Raw genomic sequence first — 16,018 nt, forward strand, 5'->3', positions numbered from 1 at the left:
CCTGTTTTGCTTTAATCTTCCGATTGTAGGACGCTGCTATATTCCACCACGTAAGCCGGTCTAAATATGGGGAGTTTGATGTCTATCGGATTGAAGTTTTCTTCGCTTGCAGCGTGTGCATTCCTACTTGTTCTGTCATCGTCTCGCGATGTTGTCTATGGTCAGACGTCTGCTTCCGGTTCGGTAAAGGACCATGTCCTGGGCGAGCAGACGAAGCGGCTTCCTAAACATTTTGCCGACGGCTCGGACCTGCCGAACGGCTGGCGCATTACACCCGCGGGCAAGGCTGTGGGGGAGATGAACGATCTGGTGCTGAATCTGGTGTCCTCACCGGACGGCAAGGTTGTGGTATCGATCAATTCGGGCTTTTTGCCACATGCGATTGATGTGTTTGATGCGAAGACGCACAAGCATCTACAGCATATTGAGCTGCCGTCGACGTGGCTGGGCATGGCCTGGTCCCAGGACGGCCGTACGCTCTATGTTTCGGGTGGGAACGCATCCGGGGCGAAGAACACGGCGGAGCCGATAGCGCCGATCTACGAATTTACCTATGCGAACGGCAGGTTGAGCGAGCAGCCGACGGGCAAGCTGGTGGAGACAATCGATCCGAAGCTGGTTTGGTGGTCCGGGGTGGCTTATCTACCGGGCAGACATCTGCTGTATGCAGCGAATCGCGGTACGGGAACGGGGCCGGGCGACGTCGTGGTATTCGACGGGAAGACACGGCAGATCGTGACGCGTATTCCAGTCGAGACGACACCGTACGAGACGCTGCTTACGCCCAATGGAAAGCTCCTGTTTGTCTCGAACTGGTCGAGCGAGTCGGTGAGCGTGATTGATACGGCCACGAATAAGGTGGTCCGTACGCTGCATGTGGGGATAAACCCGAACGATATGAAGCTGTCTTCGGATGGACGTCTGTTCGTTGCGTGTTCGAACGACAACACGGTGTATGTGATCGATGCGACCAAGCTGGAGGTGATGGAGCGGCTGTCGACAACGCTAACGCCGCTGGCTCCGGAGGGATCCACGCCCGACGCGCTGGCAATCGATGACGCGCGCAAGCTGCTGTACGTTGCGAATGCGGACAACAACTCGATTGCAGTGGCACATATTGAAAACCGCCCGCACAGCACGGTGGTAGGCTTTATTCCGACGGGATGGTATCCCTCAGCGCTGCTTTTGACAGAACAGGGGCGCACCCTTTACATCGGGAATGCCAAGGGAGAAGAGGGTCATCCGGATCCGGATGGTCCGCACTTCGGCAAAGAGAGCGACAAGACGCTGCAGAAGAGTAGCCTCGAGGTGCTGCCGGTGACGGACCTGAAGGAAAAGCTGCCGGTGTGGACGCGCCAGGTGACGGAGAATACGCCGTATCATGACTCGCTGCTTGCGGAGGCGCGGATGCCGCAGGAGCCGAGCATCATCCCGCAGCGTGTGGGAGAGGCCAGCGAAATCAAGCACATTATCTACATTATCAAGGAGAACCGGACATACGATCAGGAGTTCGGCGATATACCCAATGCGAATGGCGAGTCGAAACTGGTGTTGTTTGGCAAAGAGGTGACTCCGAACCAGCATGCACTGGCGAAGGAGTATGTTGTGCTGGACAACCTCTACTGCGATGGCGAGGTGAGTGTCGACGGGCACTCGTGGTCGAACTCGTCGTATGCGACGGACTTCAACGAGAAGCAGTGGCCCCCGGAGTATGGCGGCCATAGCCGTGCATCGTACGGCGTGCACGCGATGGTTCCCTCGGCAGGACACCTGTGGGATCTTGCGCGAAGAAAGGGACTGACGTATCGCTCGTATGGCGAGAGCGCCGCGCGGGCGAGCACGGCCACCGGCGCGACGATGGAGGCTGCGCCCGGATCCGAGGGGCTGGTGGGACATGTCTCAAAAGAGTACGGTGCTGGGCTTGAAAACCGTGATACGGACAAGGTCGCAGTCTTCCTGCGGGACTTAAAAGAGTTTGAGTCGAACTATGACAGTACGGATCCAGCGAAGCGTCTGCCTAACTACATTGTGATGAGCATGCCGGAAGATCATACGCGCGGCACAACTCCGGGAGCGTATACGCCACGGGCTATGGTGGCCAATAACGACTATGCGATCGGGCAGCTGGTGGATGCGGTGAGTCACAGCCACTACTGGCGAAACACGGCGATCTTCATTATTGAGGACGATGCGCAGGACGGGGCAGATCATGTCGACGGGCGGCGAACAGTGGGACTGGTGATCAGCCCTTATGTGAAACGCGGCATGGTGGACAGCACGCTATACACGACGAGCTCAATGGTGCGATCGATAGAGCTGCTGCTTGGGCTGCCTGCGATGAGCCAGTACGATGCGGCGGCAATGCCGATGTATACGTCTTTCGGTACGACGCCGTCCGCAACACCGTTCAACGTGATCAAGCCTATGATCGACGTGAATGCGAAGAATACGAAGAACTCCTACGGCGCGAAGGAGAGCAGCAGGATGAACTTCAAAGAAGTGGACCGGGCGCCCATGCATGCGTTGAACGAGATCCTGTGGAAGAGCATCAAGGGTAAGGATTCGGCGATGCCGACGCCTGTGCATCGCTTCCGACCGCTGATCGATGTTGCTGAATCGGGCAAGATCGACAAGGATGATGATGAATAGCGCCGATACGTCGCAAAGGCCTCCCGTAGAGTGGGAGGCCTTTTGTTTGGCACTTATGCGAGGCTCTCGAGATTGGGGCGGATAGCACCTGTACGATCCTCGTTTGCGCGACGTCGCTACGCTCTCGCTATTTCGAAGCCTCATTCTGTGGCAACGCGAAAGCGACATAACTTCCATCGGGCAGCGCCTTTGAATTCTTTCCTCCTCCGGCACCAACCAGAACAAACTGCCGCTCCCCAGCTTCGTAGACAACTGGTGTAGCATTCCGGCTACTGGCAGCGTCGTCTCCGTAACAGCTTACGTGGCTCTTATCGAATGCGTGAAAATTCGCGTCGTAGTTGGTCGCCCCGATAAAGAACAAACCGCCTGCGGTCACAACGCCACCGCCATAGTTCTCCGATCCAGTGTTCGTAAGACCTTTTTGCAGCGAGTTCCGGATACGGTAACAAAATAAGAATGAAAAATGCGGCGTAATGGACCCAGATCGCATTTTGGACCCAGATTTTACTTGTAAGTGTCTGATTCTTTTGCTGGAGCTGATCAGGATCGAACTGACGGCCTCCTCGTTGCGAAACGGCTGACTAACGAACTTTCAATGATTTAGCGCAACAAAGCAGAGGCACTTTTTAGCGGGAAACAATCGTTCGAAATCTTTATTGTTCCCTTACTGTTCGCTGGCTCGCAGATCAACGCGGCACGGACGGTATCCCAGCGAGGAGCGATTGGGGCAAGGCTATCGGTCGAGGCTTTTATATCCGAACTTTGGCTCCATGGGAGGGACAAACACGACTTCCACCGTGTGAAGGTATGAGTTCAAACCTAAGCTATTGATGGCGCGTACTTTGAGACGGCATAACCGGCAAAGGGCCCAGACGGCGGTATTTGCCACAAAAATTGCCACAAAGCCATCGCATCAAAGTGGGCGTTCTGGCTGGCCTGCGGGGAGCCAGCCAGCATGGCTTCTGACCGTCAGAGGTGGCGACCATGCCTTTGAATATTCGTCTCGCTTCTAGAGGAAGTGTCAAAGGGTTGACCTTGGCATTGTCGAAATGCGAACAGGGCAGGCGGGGTCGGCCGCCCAGAATTGTGTCGCCCGGTTGTAACGCAGGCGGCGCGCTCAACTTGAGAGGGTAGTGGCTGCAACGCCATAGTCCAATATGTCACTGAAGCCGGGCGGTTTCTACCGGCGAAAAAGGATTTCGCCAGATACGGCGGTTTGATCAATTCAGGCGCCAGAAGGGGACGATGGCGTCGCCAGGTCGGCAGGCAAAGCGAAATAAAAGGTCGAGCCCCGTCCGACATTCGCACACGCCCACAGGCGCCCGGCATGAGCTTCAATAATCCTCCGGCCGATGGAGAGTCCCATGCCGGTGCCCTGCGCCTTAGTGGTAAAGAACGCGTCAAAGATGCGTTCGGTGTTCTCGGTGGGGAGGCCAATACCCATATCTCTCACAGAGATAACCAGCTGACCATCCTCGGCTAGCTTGGATCTAATCGTCAGTTCTCCACCCGTATTCGTCATCGCTTCAATGCCGTTCAGCATCAGGTTCATCAGGACCTGTTGCATCTGCACACGATCGGCGATAGTTGTCGGAAGGGCCCTGTCAAGATCGACACGGATGGATGTCGAATGCCTGCCCGCAGCATCGTGCAGCAGCATGGTCATTTCTCGGATCAGGTCATTGAGGTTGACCGGTTCCCGTTTCGGTGTATCTCGACTGTACAGAGAGCGATTTCGATCGATGATGTCGGCGGCCCGGATTACGTCCTTAACGACCCTTGATACCGCATCGCGGGCATTTCCGATTTCAGGCGGCTCGCGGTGCAACCATCGCAGAGAAGTTTTGGCATTCGTCGCGGCTGCGGTGATCGGCTGCTTGATTTCGTGCGCCAACGAGGCCGCCAATTCCCCCATCATGCTCACGCGGTTCATGTGCGCGAGATCTTCCTCGATCTGGCGCAGCCTTTCGCGTTCTTGCTCCGCATGTTTGCGCTCCGTGACATCGACTGCGGTGCCGACGAATTCGACTACACCTCCAGCCTCATCGAAGACCGGATGCCCAATATCGAGAATATGTTTGAGATTTCCATCAGGCAGAACAATCCTGTACTCGTCAACGTATTCTTTTTGGTCTTGGGCCTCCCTCTCAACTCGAACTCTTACCCTGTCGAGATCTTCCGGGTGCACGAGCTGCCAGAATTTTTCGCTGCTCGGACCCTCCTGTGGATCGAGTCCAAAAATGTGGAACATTTCTTCTGACCAATAAACTGTCTTCCCCGTGAAAGGGTTGTAGGCCCAACTGCCCGTCCTGGTTAGACGCTGCGCTTCCGCGAGATACGCCTCATTTCGCCGCAGAGCTTCCTGTGTCAGCTTACGTTCTATAGCAACTCCCGCCAGATGAGTGATCTGTTCGATGATCTCCTGATCGTGCGTACTCGGGCTGCGGGGCTCGCGATAATACATGGCGAAGGTCGCGATTACTTTACCTTGCGATGAAAAGACCGGCGTGGACCAACAGGCACGCAGGGAGTGAGGCAAAGCTGCTCCGCGAAATTCCGCCCACAAGGGGTCCGTTGTGATGTCCGCCACAATCACTTGTTCTCCGCGGTACGCGGCTGTCCCGCAGGAACCAACAGTAGGCCCGATCTCAACCCCATCGATAGCATCGGTGTAGGTCTTTGGAAGACTGGGCGCGCCACCATGCCGCAAGTGGTTGCCGTCAACTAACAAGACAGACGCCAGAACACCGCTAGCCTGTTCCTCTACGAGCCGACACAAGCTGTCAAGTATTTGAGCAAGCGAATCCCCCTTCGCCACCATCTCAAGAATGCGCTTTTCTCCCGTGAGTAAAGCCTCTGCCCGCTTGCGATCTTCGATGTCTGTAGAGATCCCGTACCACTTGAGAATGTTATTGTTGTCGTCTCGGAACGGAACGGCACGATGCAGGAGCCAGCGGTATTCTCCGTCCCTGGCTCGCTTTACGCGTGACTCTGTCTCAAATGGCTTACCGGAACTAAGCGAGGCTTGCCACCTCTCCAGGTTGCTAGAGATGTCATTGGGGTGAATTGACGTCTCCCAACCAGCGCCTGACGTGTCGTTCAGGGATATTTGGAGATATTCCTGCCAGCTTCTATTCACGAAATCTATGTTCCCGTTGGGCAGCGCGGTCCATGCTATCGTCGGAATCGTATCAATTACATCCCGAAGATGCATTTCACTCTTCCGTACAGCTTCGTCGGCACGCTTGCGATCTTCAATGTCCGTCAGTACTCCATACCACTTGAGGATGTTTCCGTACTCATCGCGAAGCGACACAGCCCGGATCAAAAACCAGCGATATTCCCCGTCCGTCGCACGGCGAAAACGCGTTTCATCTTCGAATGGCTCGCCAGTTGCCGAGCACACTCGCCACTTCTCCAAAAATTTCTCCATATCTTCCGGATGGACTGCGCTTTGCCATCCGAATCCTGCCGTGTCTTCCGACGTCAAGCCTGTATATTCGCGCCAACCCCGGCTAACGAATACATTGGATGGACCAGGCAGAGCGATGAATAACATCGCTGGGACGCTTTCGATTGCATCACGAAGCTCCTTTTCGCTGTGCCGGGCGGCATCTTCGGCGCGCTTCTGCTCGGTAATGTTCTCGCATACGACTAACAACACCGGGCGCTTTTTCAAAAATACTGCATTCGCGGTTTCGCGAACCCAGAGCATCGTGCCATCTTTTCGGATCTTTCTCGCTTCCCACCTCTTCATTTGGCCAGGCTGCTCGAAACACGCGTTGGCATATCCTTGGACGGACTGTCGGTCAGGTTCATAAAACACATTCAACACAGGTTGGCCTATCAATTCGTCCACACAGTAACCCAATTGCTCTGCACCGAAGCCGTTCACCGAAACGATCATGCCCGCTGCGTCGATGATGAAGTACATTGTAGGATTGCTCTCGAAAGCCGCTTTCCATTGCTCCTCAATTTCCTGGCGAGCCTGCTCTGCCTGCTTGCGCTCGGTGATATCAATCATCACGCCGCGCAGCCGGCTCGGGTGTCCGTTCTCGACCACAAATGCAACCACGCCCCGCAGCCATACCACACGTCCGTCGGCGGCGATCATACGGTATTCGAAATCCTGCTTTTGTCCACTGGCTTTGGTTTGTTCGCAGAAATGAGCTGCCAAATTGCGGTCTTCGTGGTGAAGGTGGTTCGTCCAGAATGCGGGTTCGGCTAACCATGCTTCAACGGGGTAACCGAGGATGCGTTCCGCCTGCTCACTGACGAACAGAAAAGCGAACGTGGAGGCATCCGCTTCCCAGACGATAGCCTCCACCGAATTGACCAGACCGCGGTAACGCTCCTGTGCGGCAACGGCTTCCGCACGGCGCCGCTTCGCGTTCAAAGCCTCGCTGCGTGCACGCTCTGAAAAATAGCCGGCTGTGATCCCGATGAAGAGGAATGCAGGGATCGCAGAGAAGTCACGTGAATCATCGAGCCGAAAAGAGCCGACGGGCGGCAGCATCCAGATAAATCCCAATGCCGCAAGGAATGAGACAAAAACTGCGTCACGAACGCCCCAGAAGGCAGCGACGATCAAGACAACAACTAGATAGGTGAGACTCGCCGTTAAGCTCCGAGCATGAAGGGGTGCTGCATAGAGAGCAATCGTGATCGCGAACACCGTCGCGACCCCGGCGAGAAGTCGAAAGAGGGGCTTGCCCACGTGGTCCCACCGCATCGTGCCTCTTGGCGCCCCCGAACTTGAACGCGATGCCATGGATGAAGACTCATTCTGATTGCAATGATCTGACATAATACCGCACACCCGCCATCCTGTCTGCGCGGCGAAGCAGTCGAGACCAGATTGCCCTTAGTTGCCGGCCGTTCCCCTACCGCGAGCACTTCGGCCTCACACCAAGCGAAAAAGATGTCACGGTCGCCGAGCCAGGCAATGTGCGTTAACGCCGCGATGAATTCAACGGTGCTTTGGTGCTTGTAATTCGGCCCGAGGAGTCGGCGAACTCCATATGTCATTGCAGGAGTTGTTGAGTCGGAGCGGTTTGGCGTTTGACATGCTTTGTGATCGGCATAAGGGAGAGGTCATCGTGAGTATCACTGCCCCCATAGATGCAACGCTACTGCTCGTAGACGACGATAGTAGGCAGCTGGAACTGTGCGCCACCGTGCTGGAGAGGAGGGGATTCCTCCTGCTGACGGGCCGCGAGCGCCAGTGAGGCGATCGCATATTGATACCAAGCATGCGATCGACGTAGCTGTCCTGGACTACGAGATGCCCGAGATGAATGGTTGCATGGTTGCCCGCCAGATCAGAGCATGGAATCGAAATATCAGGATCATCCTCTATTCTGGTGCGTTCAGAATTCCAGAGAACGAAATCATCAATGTCGACGTCTTCGTTCCGAAAGGTATGGGGGCAGCTGCACTGCTCGCCCAAATCTCAGAACTGATGCACGCACGAAGAGGCTCGAATAGTTTGCTCAAGGTCTCAGGTTTGTGCCGACCACACCTGAGTCTTATTGAAATGCACGGGAGCAAACCGGGCATCCCGACGCTCACGTGTGCTATTCCGTAGGGAGCCAGCCGCCAGCCGGATATGCGCTGCTGACTGGCCTAGCTTCGGCCAGATACTGGTCGGTTGTTTCTGAGGTTTTGCTGCTGCGCCGTCCTGGCCGGACGATCCCGAGCTTCTTCATTTTGGCCATTAGGGTGGTGCGCTTTACACCCAGCTTTGACGCAGCGCCAGCCGCGCCGCCAATGACCCAGTCCGCACTTCGTAAGGTTTGTACTATCAAATCTCGTTCGAAATCTTTCAGCGTTGGTTGTGCTGAGCTCACATTGGGGGTCTCGTTCGTTCGAGGGGCGAGGATATTCGGAAGCGTTCCGTTGTTCGACAGGATGATTGCCCTTTCGATCACATTCTGAAGTTCTCGTATGTTGCCGGGCCAATCATGGCATTGGAATGCTGCCAATGTTTCCGGGGGAATACATTGGATTGTTTTGCCGATCTTCCGACTGAACAAATCGACGAAATGCCAAACCAGCGAAACGATATCTTCACGCCTTTCCCGCAGCGGAGGGATGGTGATGGGAAAGACATTCAGTCGGTAATACAAATCGCTCCGGAATTCGTTCCTCTTCACCATTTCAGCCAGATCGCGGTGCGTTGCAGCCACGAGACGGACATCCACTCGAATCGTGCGGCCGCTTCCCAATCGCTCGAATTCCTGTTCCTGCAGGACACGAAGTAATTTAGGCTGTGATGCCAACGGAATGTCACCTATCTCGTCCAGGAAAAGCGTCCCGGTGTGGGCCAATTCGAAACGGCCCATTTTCTGCGCGATTGCGCCGGTAAATGCGCCTTTTTCGTGTCCAAAGAGCTCGCTTTCCAGCAGATCAAAAGGCAACGCCGCGCAGTTCAGCTTGACGAATGGACGTCCGCAGCGCGTGCTTACGTTATGAATGCTACGTGCGATCAATTCCTTGCCCGTGCCAGTCTCACCTAGGATGAGCACGGTAGAACTGGCGGGAGCTACACGCTGGACCTGCTCAAGCACGGATTCAAGCGCGGAGCTGTTGCCAATGATCTGCTCGAATCTGCGCTGATCCTGATCCGATTCGATCGACGGAATTGGCTGCACAAGGTCCAAAGGTGATCTCCGAGAAGCCTTCCTGGTGAAGGCTCCATACTCAGCGGCTCAGTGCCGCTCTCACGCTGTCGAGCAAAGCCTGATCATCAAATGGCTTCGCCAAAAATTCCACAGCGCCGGCTCGCAAAGCCCGAAGGCGCATTGCCTCATCTCCATGCGCTGTAATGAAGATGATCGGAATCCGTCGATGGTCTGCATTCAGCCTTGCCTGCAGCTCCAGGCCCGAAATTCCCGGCATGCGAATATCAGCGATCAGGCATCCGATTTCGTGCTGTTTGCCCGATTCGAGGAAAGCCTCAGCGCATTCAAAAACACATGTTGGCAAGTCTGCCTCATGCATCAGACCCTGCAGTGCATCTCTCACCGAACCGTCGTCATCAACAATAGCGATCAGCATTCGCTTGTCCTGAACGGCCATATCGACAAACGTATTCCGATGATACGAGGTGCGCAATTATGCTTTGGTATAACCGGGCAAAGTGAATAGCGACTGGAATCTCGGAGACCGCGCAGGCACTCCGGTGTTCTCAGCTATCTCTGAAATTCGGAGCGCCGGGGATTAATCTGAGGGAGATCGCTCAGGAGCGAAGCTTTAGGGTGGAACCGCCGGAGCTTTTCCCCTATTTTCACTAGGTCGGCAAGAGATTCGGCCTTCATTTTGTGCATGACATGAGCACGATGAACCTTGATCGTGATTTCCTTCGTACCGAGCTTCGATGCAATCTCCTTGTTTCGCAGGCCGGAAATGACAAGCTTCATCACCTCATGTTCGCGCGGAGTCAGGGTCTCATAACGGCTTCGTAAATCGGCCAGCTCGACGGATTTTTCGCGTACAGCACGGTCCCGGCTCAGTGCCCGCTGAACCGCATCGATCAGAACCTGATCATCGAAGGGCTTCGTGAAAAACTCCACTGCTCCTGATTTCATTGCGGATACCGTCATTGGGATGTTGCCGTAGGCCGTTAAGAAAATGACGGGAATATGGAATTCAGCATCCCTGAGCTGCCGCTGGAATTCTAGGCCGTTCATTCCGGGAAGACTCACATCCAGAATGAGGCAACCGGGGACATCCCGCGTTACCGAACGAAGAAATGCTTCGGGCGTTTCAAAGAGTAGGGCGCGCAGGCCTACCGTTGCCAGCAACGCCTCAAGCGAATCACGGACATATGCGTCATCATCGACAACAAAGACGTTGGAAGTTTCGGCCAATTCCATTTCACCACCCCGAATTCGATCCCATTCTGTTGTTGAGGCACAGTCAGAACAATATTCAGAAGCAACTACCCAAATTACCCGGACCTTGGTTCACAATCATGTGCCGTATCCGCTGGCCGGGCACCCATCGGCACCCTCAGTGAAAGGGCATCATAGATCAGGCATCGACCGGGCGCACGTGGGCGGAACCTGATCGGTCCGTTCTGGTGGTAACACGCGGCGTGATCCATACGCGTTCGAGCCTCGTCCGAGGCGGCCATGTGGGCCAAACGCACTGCTTCTCCATTATCGCCTCAAACGAAAGTGACGAACAGGAGGCAGCTCTCCCGTCATAATGTTGACTCGCGCGTGGCAGCTTTGGTGAAAGCATCAACAGGTCGAGCGCGTTCGAGCGGTACTCCCACTTACCTTCTAAGTCCCTGAATCGCAGATTGTCCAGCGGAATGAACCATTCCCACGGTAAGCGCCACTCGCGAACGGGTTTGGCCATCGCATTGCATCCCACTGAGACGAACTGGATCTGAGGAGGCACGATGCGTTCTGAACTCGTTACTAGCGCGCAGAAACATATCCAAAATCGCTATCTGCTGATGCGACTGGCCGCGAAGGCTCTTCGTGCACTGCACAGACCCGGTACTCGCATCGCTGACAGCGCAAATAATGTGTTTCTTCGTTTCAGCCAGAGCGACCCCATGGCCCGCGGGCCGCAATGCCCAAACCGAACAAGGGCCGAATTGCGTCGCGTCAGCTAAGTATCGGGCTCAGAGGATGTCCGATTGGGCTCTGCCTCACCCCTGGAGCAAATATGGAAAGTGTCAACGGAGTGACAGCGGTAATGGGCCGGACGCCACAGGATGGACGTCGGCTGAGTTTGGGAAACTGTTTCACAGCTGTCCTGATCCTTGTTTGTATAGCCAGCCGCGGTGGCGCGGCATTTTTCGCAATGGCAATAGACGTGCACTGGATAGGGCGTCCGCGGCGAGCGCCTCGCACGACGCGCACGTTGGACGGTGCAGCTTCTCCTGTATCGCTAGGTGGCAGTTTTCATCCTTTATCCCGCCGGCTTTCGATTTATGCATGCAGCGGCGTGGCGAGTGGCTCCATCCATTCACAGTTCGCCGCAAGGATGTAGCCACTCAGCGGGCCAATTATGAGAGCAACCACAGGCGTGGGCGATCACGATTGCTTGCAGACCGTCGGCAACAGGAAAGGGAGACAGATCATGCATATCAGCCATTCATCTTCACCAACCCTCAATGACGCGCAGCAGGATCGCGCGGCTGGCGGCACGAATTACACGGAAATGTTCATCGATCAGGTGAACTCGCTCTTTTTGCTTTCATTTCTAGTTGCGGCAGACCGGAGGGTCGCCGATCGGTGCTTTTTCAAAGCTCTGGATGAGTACGTGGAAGCCCCCGGCGGCTTCCTGGAATGGGCTAAAGAGCATGGCCGGCGCGCGGTGCTCAGGCAAGCGATCAAGATCATTGAGCCCGCGTCTCAGCAAGCGTATAGCTGGGCCTTCCGCGGAAGTGCGCGGCCCCTGGTGTTAACAGCACGCCGGCCGTTTGCCTCCATCACTTTCCTCAACCCATTTGAGCGTTTTGTTTTCGTTATGTCTGTGATCGAAGGGATTTCTGAAAAGGAATGTGCCGTTCTGCTCAACTGCAGCGGTCAGGATGTCGCGATCGGTCGTGAGCTGGCGGAGAAACTCATTGCAGCAGAAGCTTTCGATTGTGGCCTCGCGCTCGAAATGGATCTACTCTTCGGACCGAGTTTGCTGAATTGACCGGCCTTGCGGCATCTGTGAGCACCTCGCCGCCAGTCAAGGCCAAGTGGCTCACCTAGACTCCGATTTCTAATTCATCTCGCGTTCGTTCTGAGTTGCTGGAGCTCGAGTCCAAGCACGACCAGCTCAAACGGAGGGTTGCAGATCTCGAACGTCGACTGGGAGACGACGCGAGCCGCGACCGCTTGGCATCAATTCTCAACAACATCGCAAGCTACATGTCGCAATTCCCTCACGAGTTGAAGGTCGAGTTCAGCCCTTTCCGGTACGTATCGACTTTTCAAATCTCACCATTGTGTTCGATCGCCCTGAACGTTCAGTGCCAATGAGCCGCACCGGCGGCGGAGAGAACCATCTCGCCTACCACCTCTCGACTCTCTTAGCGCTCCATCTCTTCGCTGCGAAAGCCGGACGACCGATTCCTCGTTTTCTGATGATTTCTGATGATCGTTCCATTCGCCGTCGCGGTCAGCATTCTATTGCCCTTGAAATTTGACTTCTTGCTGAATCTCAGGAGCAATCATACTCAACTGTCACTTTTACGGTACCGTGTGGTACTAGTTTGAGGAGCTATTTTAAATGAATCAAAGAAAAATGGTGACGAACGCCTTGCTGGAGCCCGTTTCAATCAACAGGCTCCAGCGTCGGCGGCGCCAGCGCAACCGCACGCGCCTTTGCGGAAACATCGGTCAGGCCCGTGTTGCGATTAGATATCGATGCGAGCCTTCCGTCGCTCAAGCGGATGAGCGCTGCAGTCCACGCGCATAAGGTTCCGATCGTGGTCGAACGAATCACGGTCTGCATCGTGAAGTTTGCGATGCTCCTCATGCCTTCCGTTCACCCTGTCATTGCCTCGCGGCATTCGGGTCTTTTTTCGGGTTGATCGCCCGGCGGTTGTCGATGCCATTTCTCGACGTTCACAGGTTAAAACCGTCACCTTTAGGAGCAAGACAGTGATTGACTCCAAAGAAATTGCAAATGCGCCTACATTGGTTGTTGAATTTGGGACTGTGCTCTGGACCTCCGCAAGTTCGTCAGTGGCGGGTTCCTCCGCGATGGACGGGTCCAGTGCGTCAAGGATGACGCTGGCGGTCTGCTGGATGGCTTCCAAGCTCTCGGCCAGCAGCGAAGCATTGCCGTGATAAAGCTGGATGTAATCGGCGGAAACCGAACCCGTCGCCAGTCCAGCTGCTCTGCCGACGGCAAAAGCCACGGCTTCGGCCCCGGTTTTCGCGTACTGTCTTAGTGGTAGCGATGAGGCGTTCGCCTTGTGCAGAAGTTCATGGGCTGCTTCACGTACCAGCCTCGAAACTCCTCTGCCTTCGACTGTCCGGGTAATAGAGCGATGCGTCCGCCGTAGCTCATGCCGAGAGCTGGCGCGGGTCAGCGCACAGCAATTACAGGGAGGGCGTTGGGGGGCCCGCACAGGAAGCGGAGAACGCGCATGCGGTCGCAGGGCGGAGGAACCCTCCTCCGCAACGTGCCGTTGTTCTGGTCCCGATCGCTATAGGGAAAGAGAGCGGCGGTCCATCTCAATTTCGCTACTGGGAGTCGAAGAGTCCAACCTGAGAATGGGTGATTGGTGTGATGGCGCGGTGATTGCGGAAAGCATCCGCCCCGAAGCGTGAGCGTTCGATGCCTTCGGAGCGGGCGTTGAAGAGCAGGCGATCCGGGAGCTTGAGGGGCAAGCCTAAGGGTCAGCATGGAGCTAATGCGGCACTCCACAGCGGAGATGACGCTGGCGACATACGCTCAAACGGTTGGTGATGAAAAGAGGAATGCTGGTAGGAAAGTCGCTTCGATCTTTCTTATTGTTCCCAGATTCTATTACTAAGTAATTGATTCTTTTGGTGGAGCTGATCAGGATCGAACTGACGACCTCCTCGTTGCGAACGAGGCGCTCTCCCAACTGAGCTACAGCCCCAAGGCGATCTCAGGCACTCACCGCGTTCCGCTTGTCCCTGAGTCGGATTGACTCCTCAAGTGTAGCAGGAAGCGAATTTTTCTAAAACCTAGCCTACATCTGTTTCCGCTCCACCTGACCAGTAACTTGAGTGCCGGCCGTCAACGGCTTCTCAACACGCAACCACACCTCTCCATCCTCCTCCAGAACGTTCAAAACCGGTACAGAGAGCCTCGCCCCGCTTCGCGCGATCACCTCCAGCAACCCTGTATCTCCGGCTCTAAATTCGCCACCTTCCAGCAGCAGTTGCCATTGCTGACGTCCCTCCGTCCGGCGCTCCTCGCGAATATCGATTACAACGCTTGAGAAGCTCACGACGTCAACACTCCAGCCAACGCACTCTTCAGCGCCTCCATCTCCCTCCGGCCGCCGACACAGAACGGCGTTCTCTGGTGAATCCCGCTTGGCCTGATATCAAGGATCCGATCCGCTCCATTCGTCGCAATTCCCCCGGCCTGCTCCGCGATGAACGCCAGTGGATTCGCCTCATAGAGCAGGCGCAGCTTTCCCTTCGGTTGCTTTTCGGTAGGTGGATACAGGAACACGCCCCCCTTCAGCAGGGTGCGATGAAAGTCCGCCACCAGGCTTCCTATATATCTCGAGCTGTACGTCTTCTGAAGACCGCCTTCACGCAACATGGAAACATAAGTCCTGTACTCTTCCGGCCAGGTCGCCGCGTTGGCCTCATTGACCGAATAGTAGCTTCCCTGCTCCGGGATCTCCATCCGATCGTTGCTGAGCACGAAGGCTCCTATCTTTGGATCAAGCGTAAATCCGAAAACGCCATTGCCCGCCGTGTACACCAGCACCGTAGATGGCCCATAGACCACATAGCCCGCGGCTACCTGGCGAAAACCCGGCTGCAGAATCGATTCCTCAAGCGTCCCCAGTTCAGCCGGCATCCGGCGCAGCACGCTGAAGATCGTACCGACATTGACGTTCACGTCGATGTTGCTCGACCCATCCAGAGGATCGAACACCAGGATGTACTTCCCGGTCTCCGCATCACGGTTGAAGGTAACGGGTTCCTCGTCCTCCTCGCTCACCAGCGCGGCTACGCTGTCCCTTAGTCCCAGACAATGCAGCATCGCCTGATTGGCATAGACATCCAGCTTCTGCTGCTGCTCTCCTTGAACGTTCTCCGCCCCCGCAGCGCCAAGAACATCGCTCAATCCGGCGGAACGAATCTTAGCTTCGATCATCTTGGTCGCCAGCGTAATGCCGCTCAGCAGCCAGCTAAACGTCCCCGTCGCCTCGCGGCCCGTCGACTTCAGTAATTCCTGCTGCTGCTGCAAAATATGCTGTTGCACCGTCGTAATCATTGCTGTAGTCCTTCCACTTCGATCTAAGCCGCTCTGGTCTCGTTAAACCCTAAGCCAGATATCGAAGCTATCATCAACCCTGTATTCGATCCAACAGGACAGCTGACCGATCTCCAGGATCTATTACCAGATGCGCACACTCTCCTCAGCGGCTTATCTATCGGCTTGACATCAAAAGCCTTGTGCCACCCATCGAGGTTACGAACCGTCTCTGCCCTGTACTTTCCCGGAGCATGCGAATCGGTCAGCAGCTGCTGACGAAGAGCACCATCCCTGACCTTCGAGGCCCAGTTCTGCGCAAAGGCAAGGAAGAACTGCTGGTCACTAGAAAGGCGGCTCAAGAATCGCAGCGCGAAAGTTCAGTGCATTGTGCAGCGGAAGATTCACCGCATTCACGGTCTGTGGCTCCATCGTCCATTCT

The 16,018-nt window shown here is 55.6% G+C and carries 14 protein-coding genes and 1 tRNA gene; 4 read left to right on the forward strand and 11 right to left on the reverse strand.

The window, feature by feature from the left end; all coding sequences use genetic code 11:
• Positions 1 to 78 precede the first annotated feature (78 nt).
• Positions 79 to 2,649 carry an alkaline phosphatase family protein gene (locus JAO29_RS05965; RefSeq protein WP_334267279.1) on the forward strand — a complete coding sequence of 857 codons (2,571 nt, stop codon included), beginning with the start codon at positions 79 to 81 and terminating at the stop codon, positions 2,647 to 2,649.
• A 127-nt stretch (positions 2,650 to 2,776) separates the two neighbouring features.
• On the opposite strand, the gene JAO29_RS05970 is transcribed toward JAO29_RS05965, so the two are convergent.
• Both JAO29_RS05970 and JAO29_RS05975 read right to left on the reverse strand, forming a co-directional pair.
• The gene (locus JAO29_RS05970; RefSeq protein ID WP_334267280.1) at positions 2,777 to 3,139 is read right to left on the reverse strand and encodes a hypothetical protein; all 363 of its coding nucleotides are present in this window, start codon (positions 3,137 to 3,139) and stop codon (positions 2,777 to 2,779) included.
• 735 nt (positions 3,140 to 3,874) lie between these two features.
• Complete coding sequence (locus JAO29_RS05975) at positions 3,875 to 7,381, reverse strand: PAS domain S-box protein (RefSeq protein WP_334267281.1); 3,507 nt, start codon at positions 7,379 to 7,381, stop codon at positions 3,875 to 3,877.
• A gap of 492 nt (positions 7,382 to 7,873) precedes the next feature.
• On the opposite strand from JAO29_RS05975, the gene JAO29_RS23435 reads away from it, so the two are divergent.
• Positions 7,874 to 8,236, forward strand: a complete 363-nt coding sequence (locus JAO29_RS23435) for a response regulator (protein ID WP_442886323.1) — start codon at positions 7,874 to 7,876, stop codon at positions 8,234 to 8,236.
• Here JAO29_RS23435 and JAO29_RS05980 read toward each other — a convergent pair.
• The 3 genes from JAO29_RS05980 to JAO29_RS05990 form a co-directional block, all read right to left on the reverse strand.
• A complete protein-coding gene (locus JAO29_RS05980) occupies positions 8,226 to 9,302 on the reverse strand; it encodes a sigma-54 interaction domain-containing protein (RefSeq protein ID WP_334267404.1) in 1,077 nt (358 codons plus the stop codon). The two genes, JAO29_RS23435 and JAO29_RS05980, sit on opposite strands and share 11 nt — an antisense overlap.
• A 49-nt stretch (positions 9,303 to 9,351) precedes the next feature.
• The gene (locus JAO29_RS05985) at positions 9,352 to 9,729 is read right to left on the reverse strand and encodes a response regulator transcription factor (protein ID WP_334267282.1); all 378 of its coding nucleotides are present in this window, start codon (positions 9,727 to 9,729) and stop codon (positions 9,352 to 9,354) included.
• 113 nt (positions 9,730 to 9,842) lie between these two features.
• The gene (locus JAO29_RS05990; RefSeq protein ID WP_334267283.1) at positions 9,843 to 10,526 is read right to left on the reverse strand and encodes a response regulator transcription factor; all 684 of its coding nucleotides are present in this window, start codon (positions 10,524 to 10,526) and stop codon (positions 9,843 to 9,845) included.
• A gap of 1,222 nt (positions 10,527 to 11,748) precedes the next feature.
• Between JAO29_RS05990 and JAO29_RS05995 the strand changes: the two genes are divergently transcribed.
• Together JAO29_RS05995 and JAO29_RS23440 are read left to right on the forward strand one after the other, a co-directional pair.
• Positions 11,749 to 12,312, forward strand: a complete 564-nt coding sequence (locus JAO29_RS05995) for a hypothetical protein (protein ID WP_334267284.1) — start codon at positions 11,749 to 11,751, stop codon at positions 12,310 to 12,312.
• Between the two features lie 226 nt (positions 12,313 to 12,538).
• Entirely contained in the window at positions 12,539 to 12,808 is a 270-nt protein-coding gene (locus JAO29_RS23440; RefSeq protein WP_442886330.1) for a DUF3732 domain-containing protein, read from the forward strand.
• Positions 12,809 to 13,018: 210 nt separating this feature from the next.
• Here the strand turns inward: JAO29_RS23440 and JAO29_RS23445 are convergent, their stop codons facing one another.
• From JAO29_RS23445 to JAO29_RS06025, 6 genes are all read right to left on the reverse strand, one after another.
• On the reverse strand, positions 13,019 to 13,525 hold the full coding sequence (locus tag JAO29_RS23445) for a hypothetical protein (RefSeq protein ID WP_442886324.1): 507 nt from the start codon (positions 13,523 to 13,525) through the stop codon (positions 13,019 to 13,021).
• Positions 13,526 to 13,853: 328 nt separating this feature from the next.
• Positions 13,854 to 14,000 (reverse strand): hypothetical protein, encoded by a 147-nt coding sequence (locus JAO29_RS06005; protein WP_334267285.1) that lies wholly within the window; start codon positions 13,998 to 14,000, stop codon positions 13,854 to 13,856.
• 160 nt (positions 14,001 to 14,160) lie between these two features.
• Positions 14,161 to 14,236, reverse strand: a tRNA-Ala gene (locus tag JAO29_RS06010).
• Between the two features lie 93 nt (positions 14,237 to 14,329).
• Positions 14,330 to 14,590, reverse strand: coding sequence for a hypothetical protein (locus tag JAO29_RS06015; RefSeq protein WP_334267286.1), 261 nt, complete (start codon positions 14,588 to 14,590; stop codon positions 14,330 to 14,332).
• Positions 14,587 to 15,597, reverse strand: a complete 1,011-nt coding sequence (fbp, locus tag JAO29_RS06020; protein WP_334267287.1) for a class 1 fructose-bisphosphatase — start codon at positions 15,595 to 15,597, stop codon at positions 14,587 to 14,589. The genes JAO29_RS06015 and fbp overlap by 4 nt, the downstream gene beginning before the upstream one ends.
• Before the next feature lie 23 nt (positions 15,598 to 15,620).
• Positions 15,621 to 15,938 (reverse strand): M13-type metalloendopeptidase, encoded by a 318-nt coding sequence (locus JAO29_RS06025; RefSeq protein ID WP_334267288.1) that lies wholly within the window; start codon positions 15,936 to 15,938, stop codon positions 15,621 to 15,623.
• Positions 15,939 to 16,018: the final 80 nt, after the last annotated feature.

The sequence above is a fragment of the Edaphobacter sp. HDX4 genome, assembly GCF_036877565.1.
Taxonomy (GTDB): domain Bacteria; phylum Acidobacteriota; class Terriglobia; order Terriglobales; family Acidobacteriaceae; genus Edaphobacter.

Bases quoted from the DNA above. Each gene is read 5' to 3' on its own strand.
- JAO29_RS05965 (WP_334267279.1), top strand. From the start codon at position 79: ATGTCTATCGGATTGAAGTTTTCTTCGCTTGCAGCGTGTGCATTCCTA.
- JAO29_RS05970 (WP_334267280.1), bottom strand. From the start codon at position 3,139: ATGCGATCTGGGTCCATTACGCCGCATTTTTCATTCTTATTTTGTTAC.
- JAO29_RS05975 (WP_334267281.1), bottom strand. From the start codon at position 7,381: ATGCGGTGGGACCACGTGGGCAAGCCCCTCTTTCGACTTCTCGCCGGG.
- JAO29_RS05985 (WP_334267282.1), bottom strand. From the start codon at position 9,729: ATGGCCGTTCAGGACAAGCGAATGCTGATCGCTATTGTTGATGACGAC.
- JAO29_RS05990 (WP_334267283.1), bottom strand. From the start codon at position 10,526: ATGGAATTGGCCGAAACTTCCAACGTCTTTGTTGTCGATGATGACGCA.
- JAO29_RS05995 (WP_334267284.1), top strand. From the start codon at position 11,749: ATGCATATCAGCCATTCATCTTCACCAACCCTCAATGACGCGCAGCAG.
- fbp (WP_334267287.1), bottom strand. From the start codon at position 15,597: ATGATTACGACGGTGCAACAGCATATTTTGCAGCAGCAGCAGGAATTA.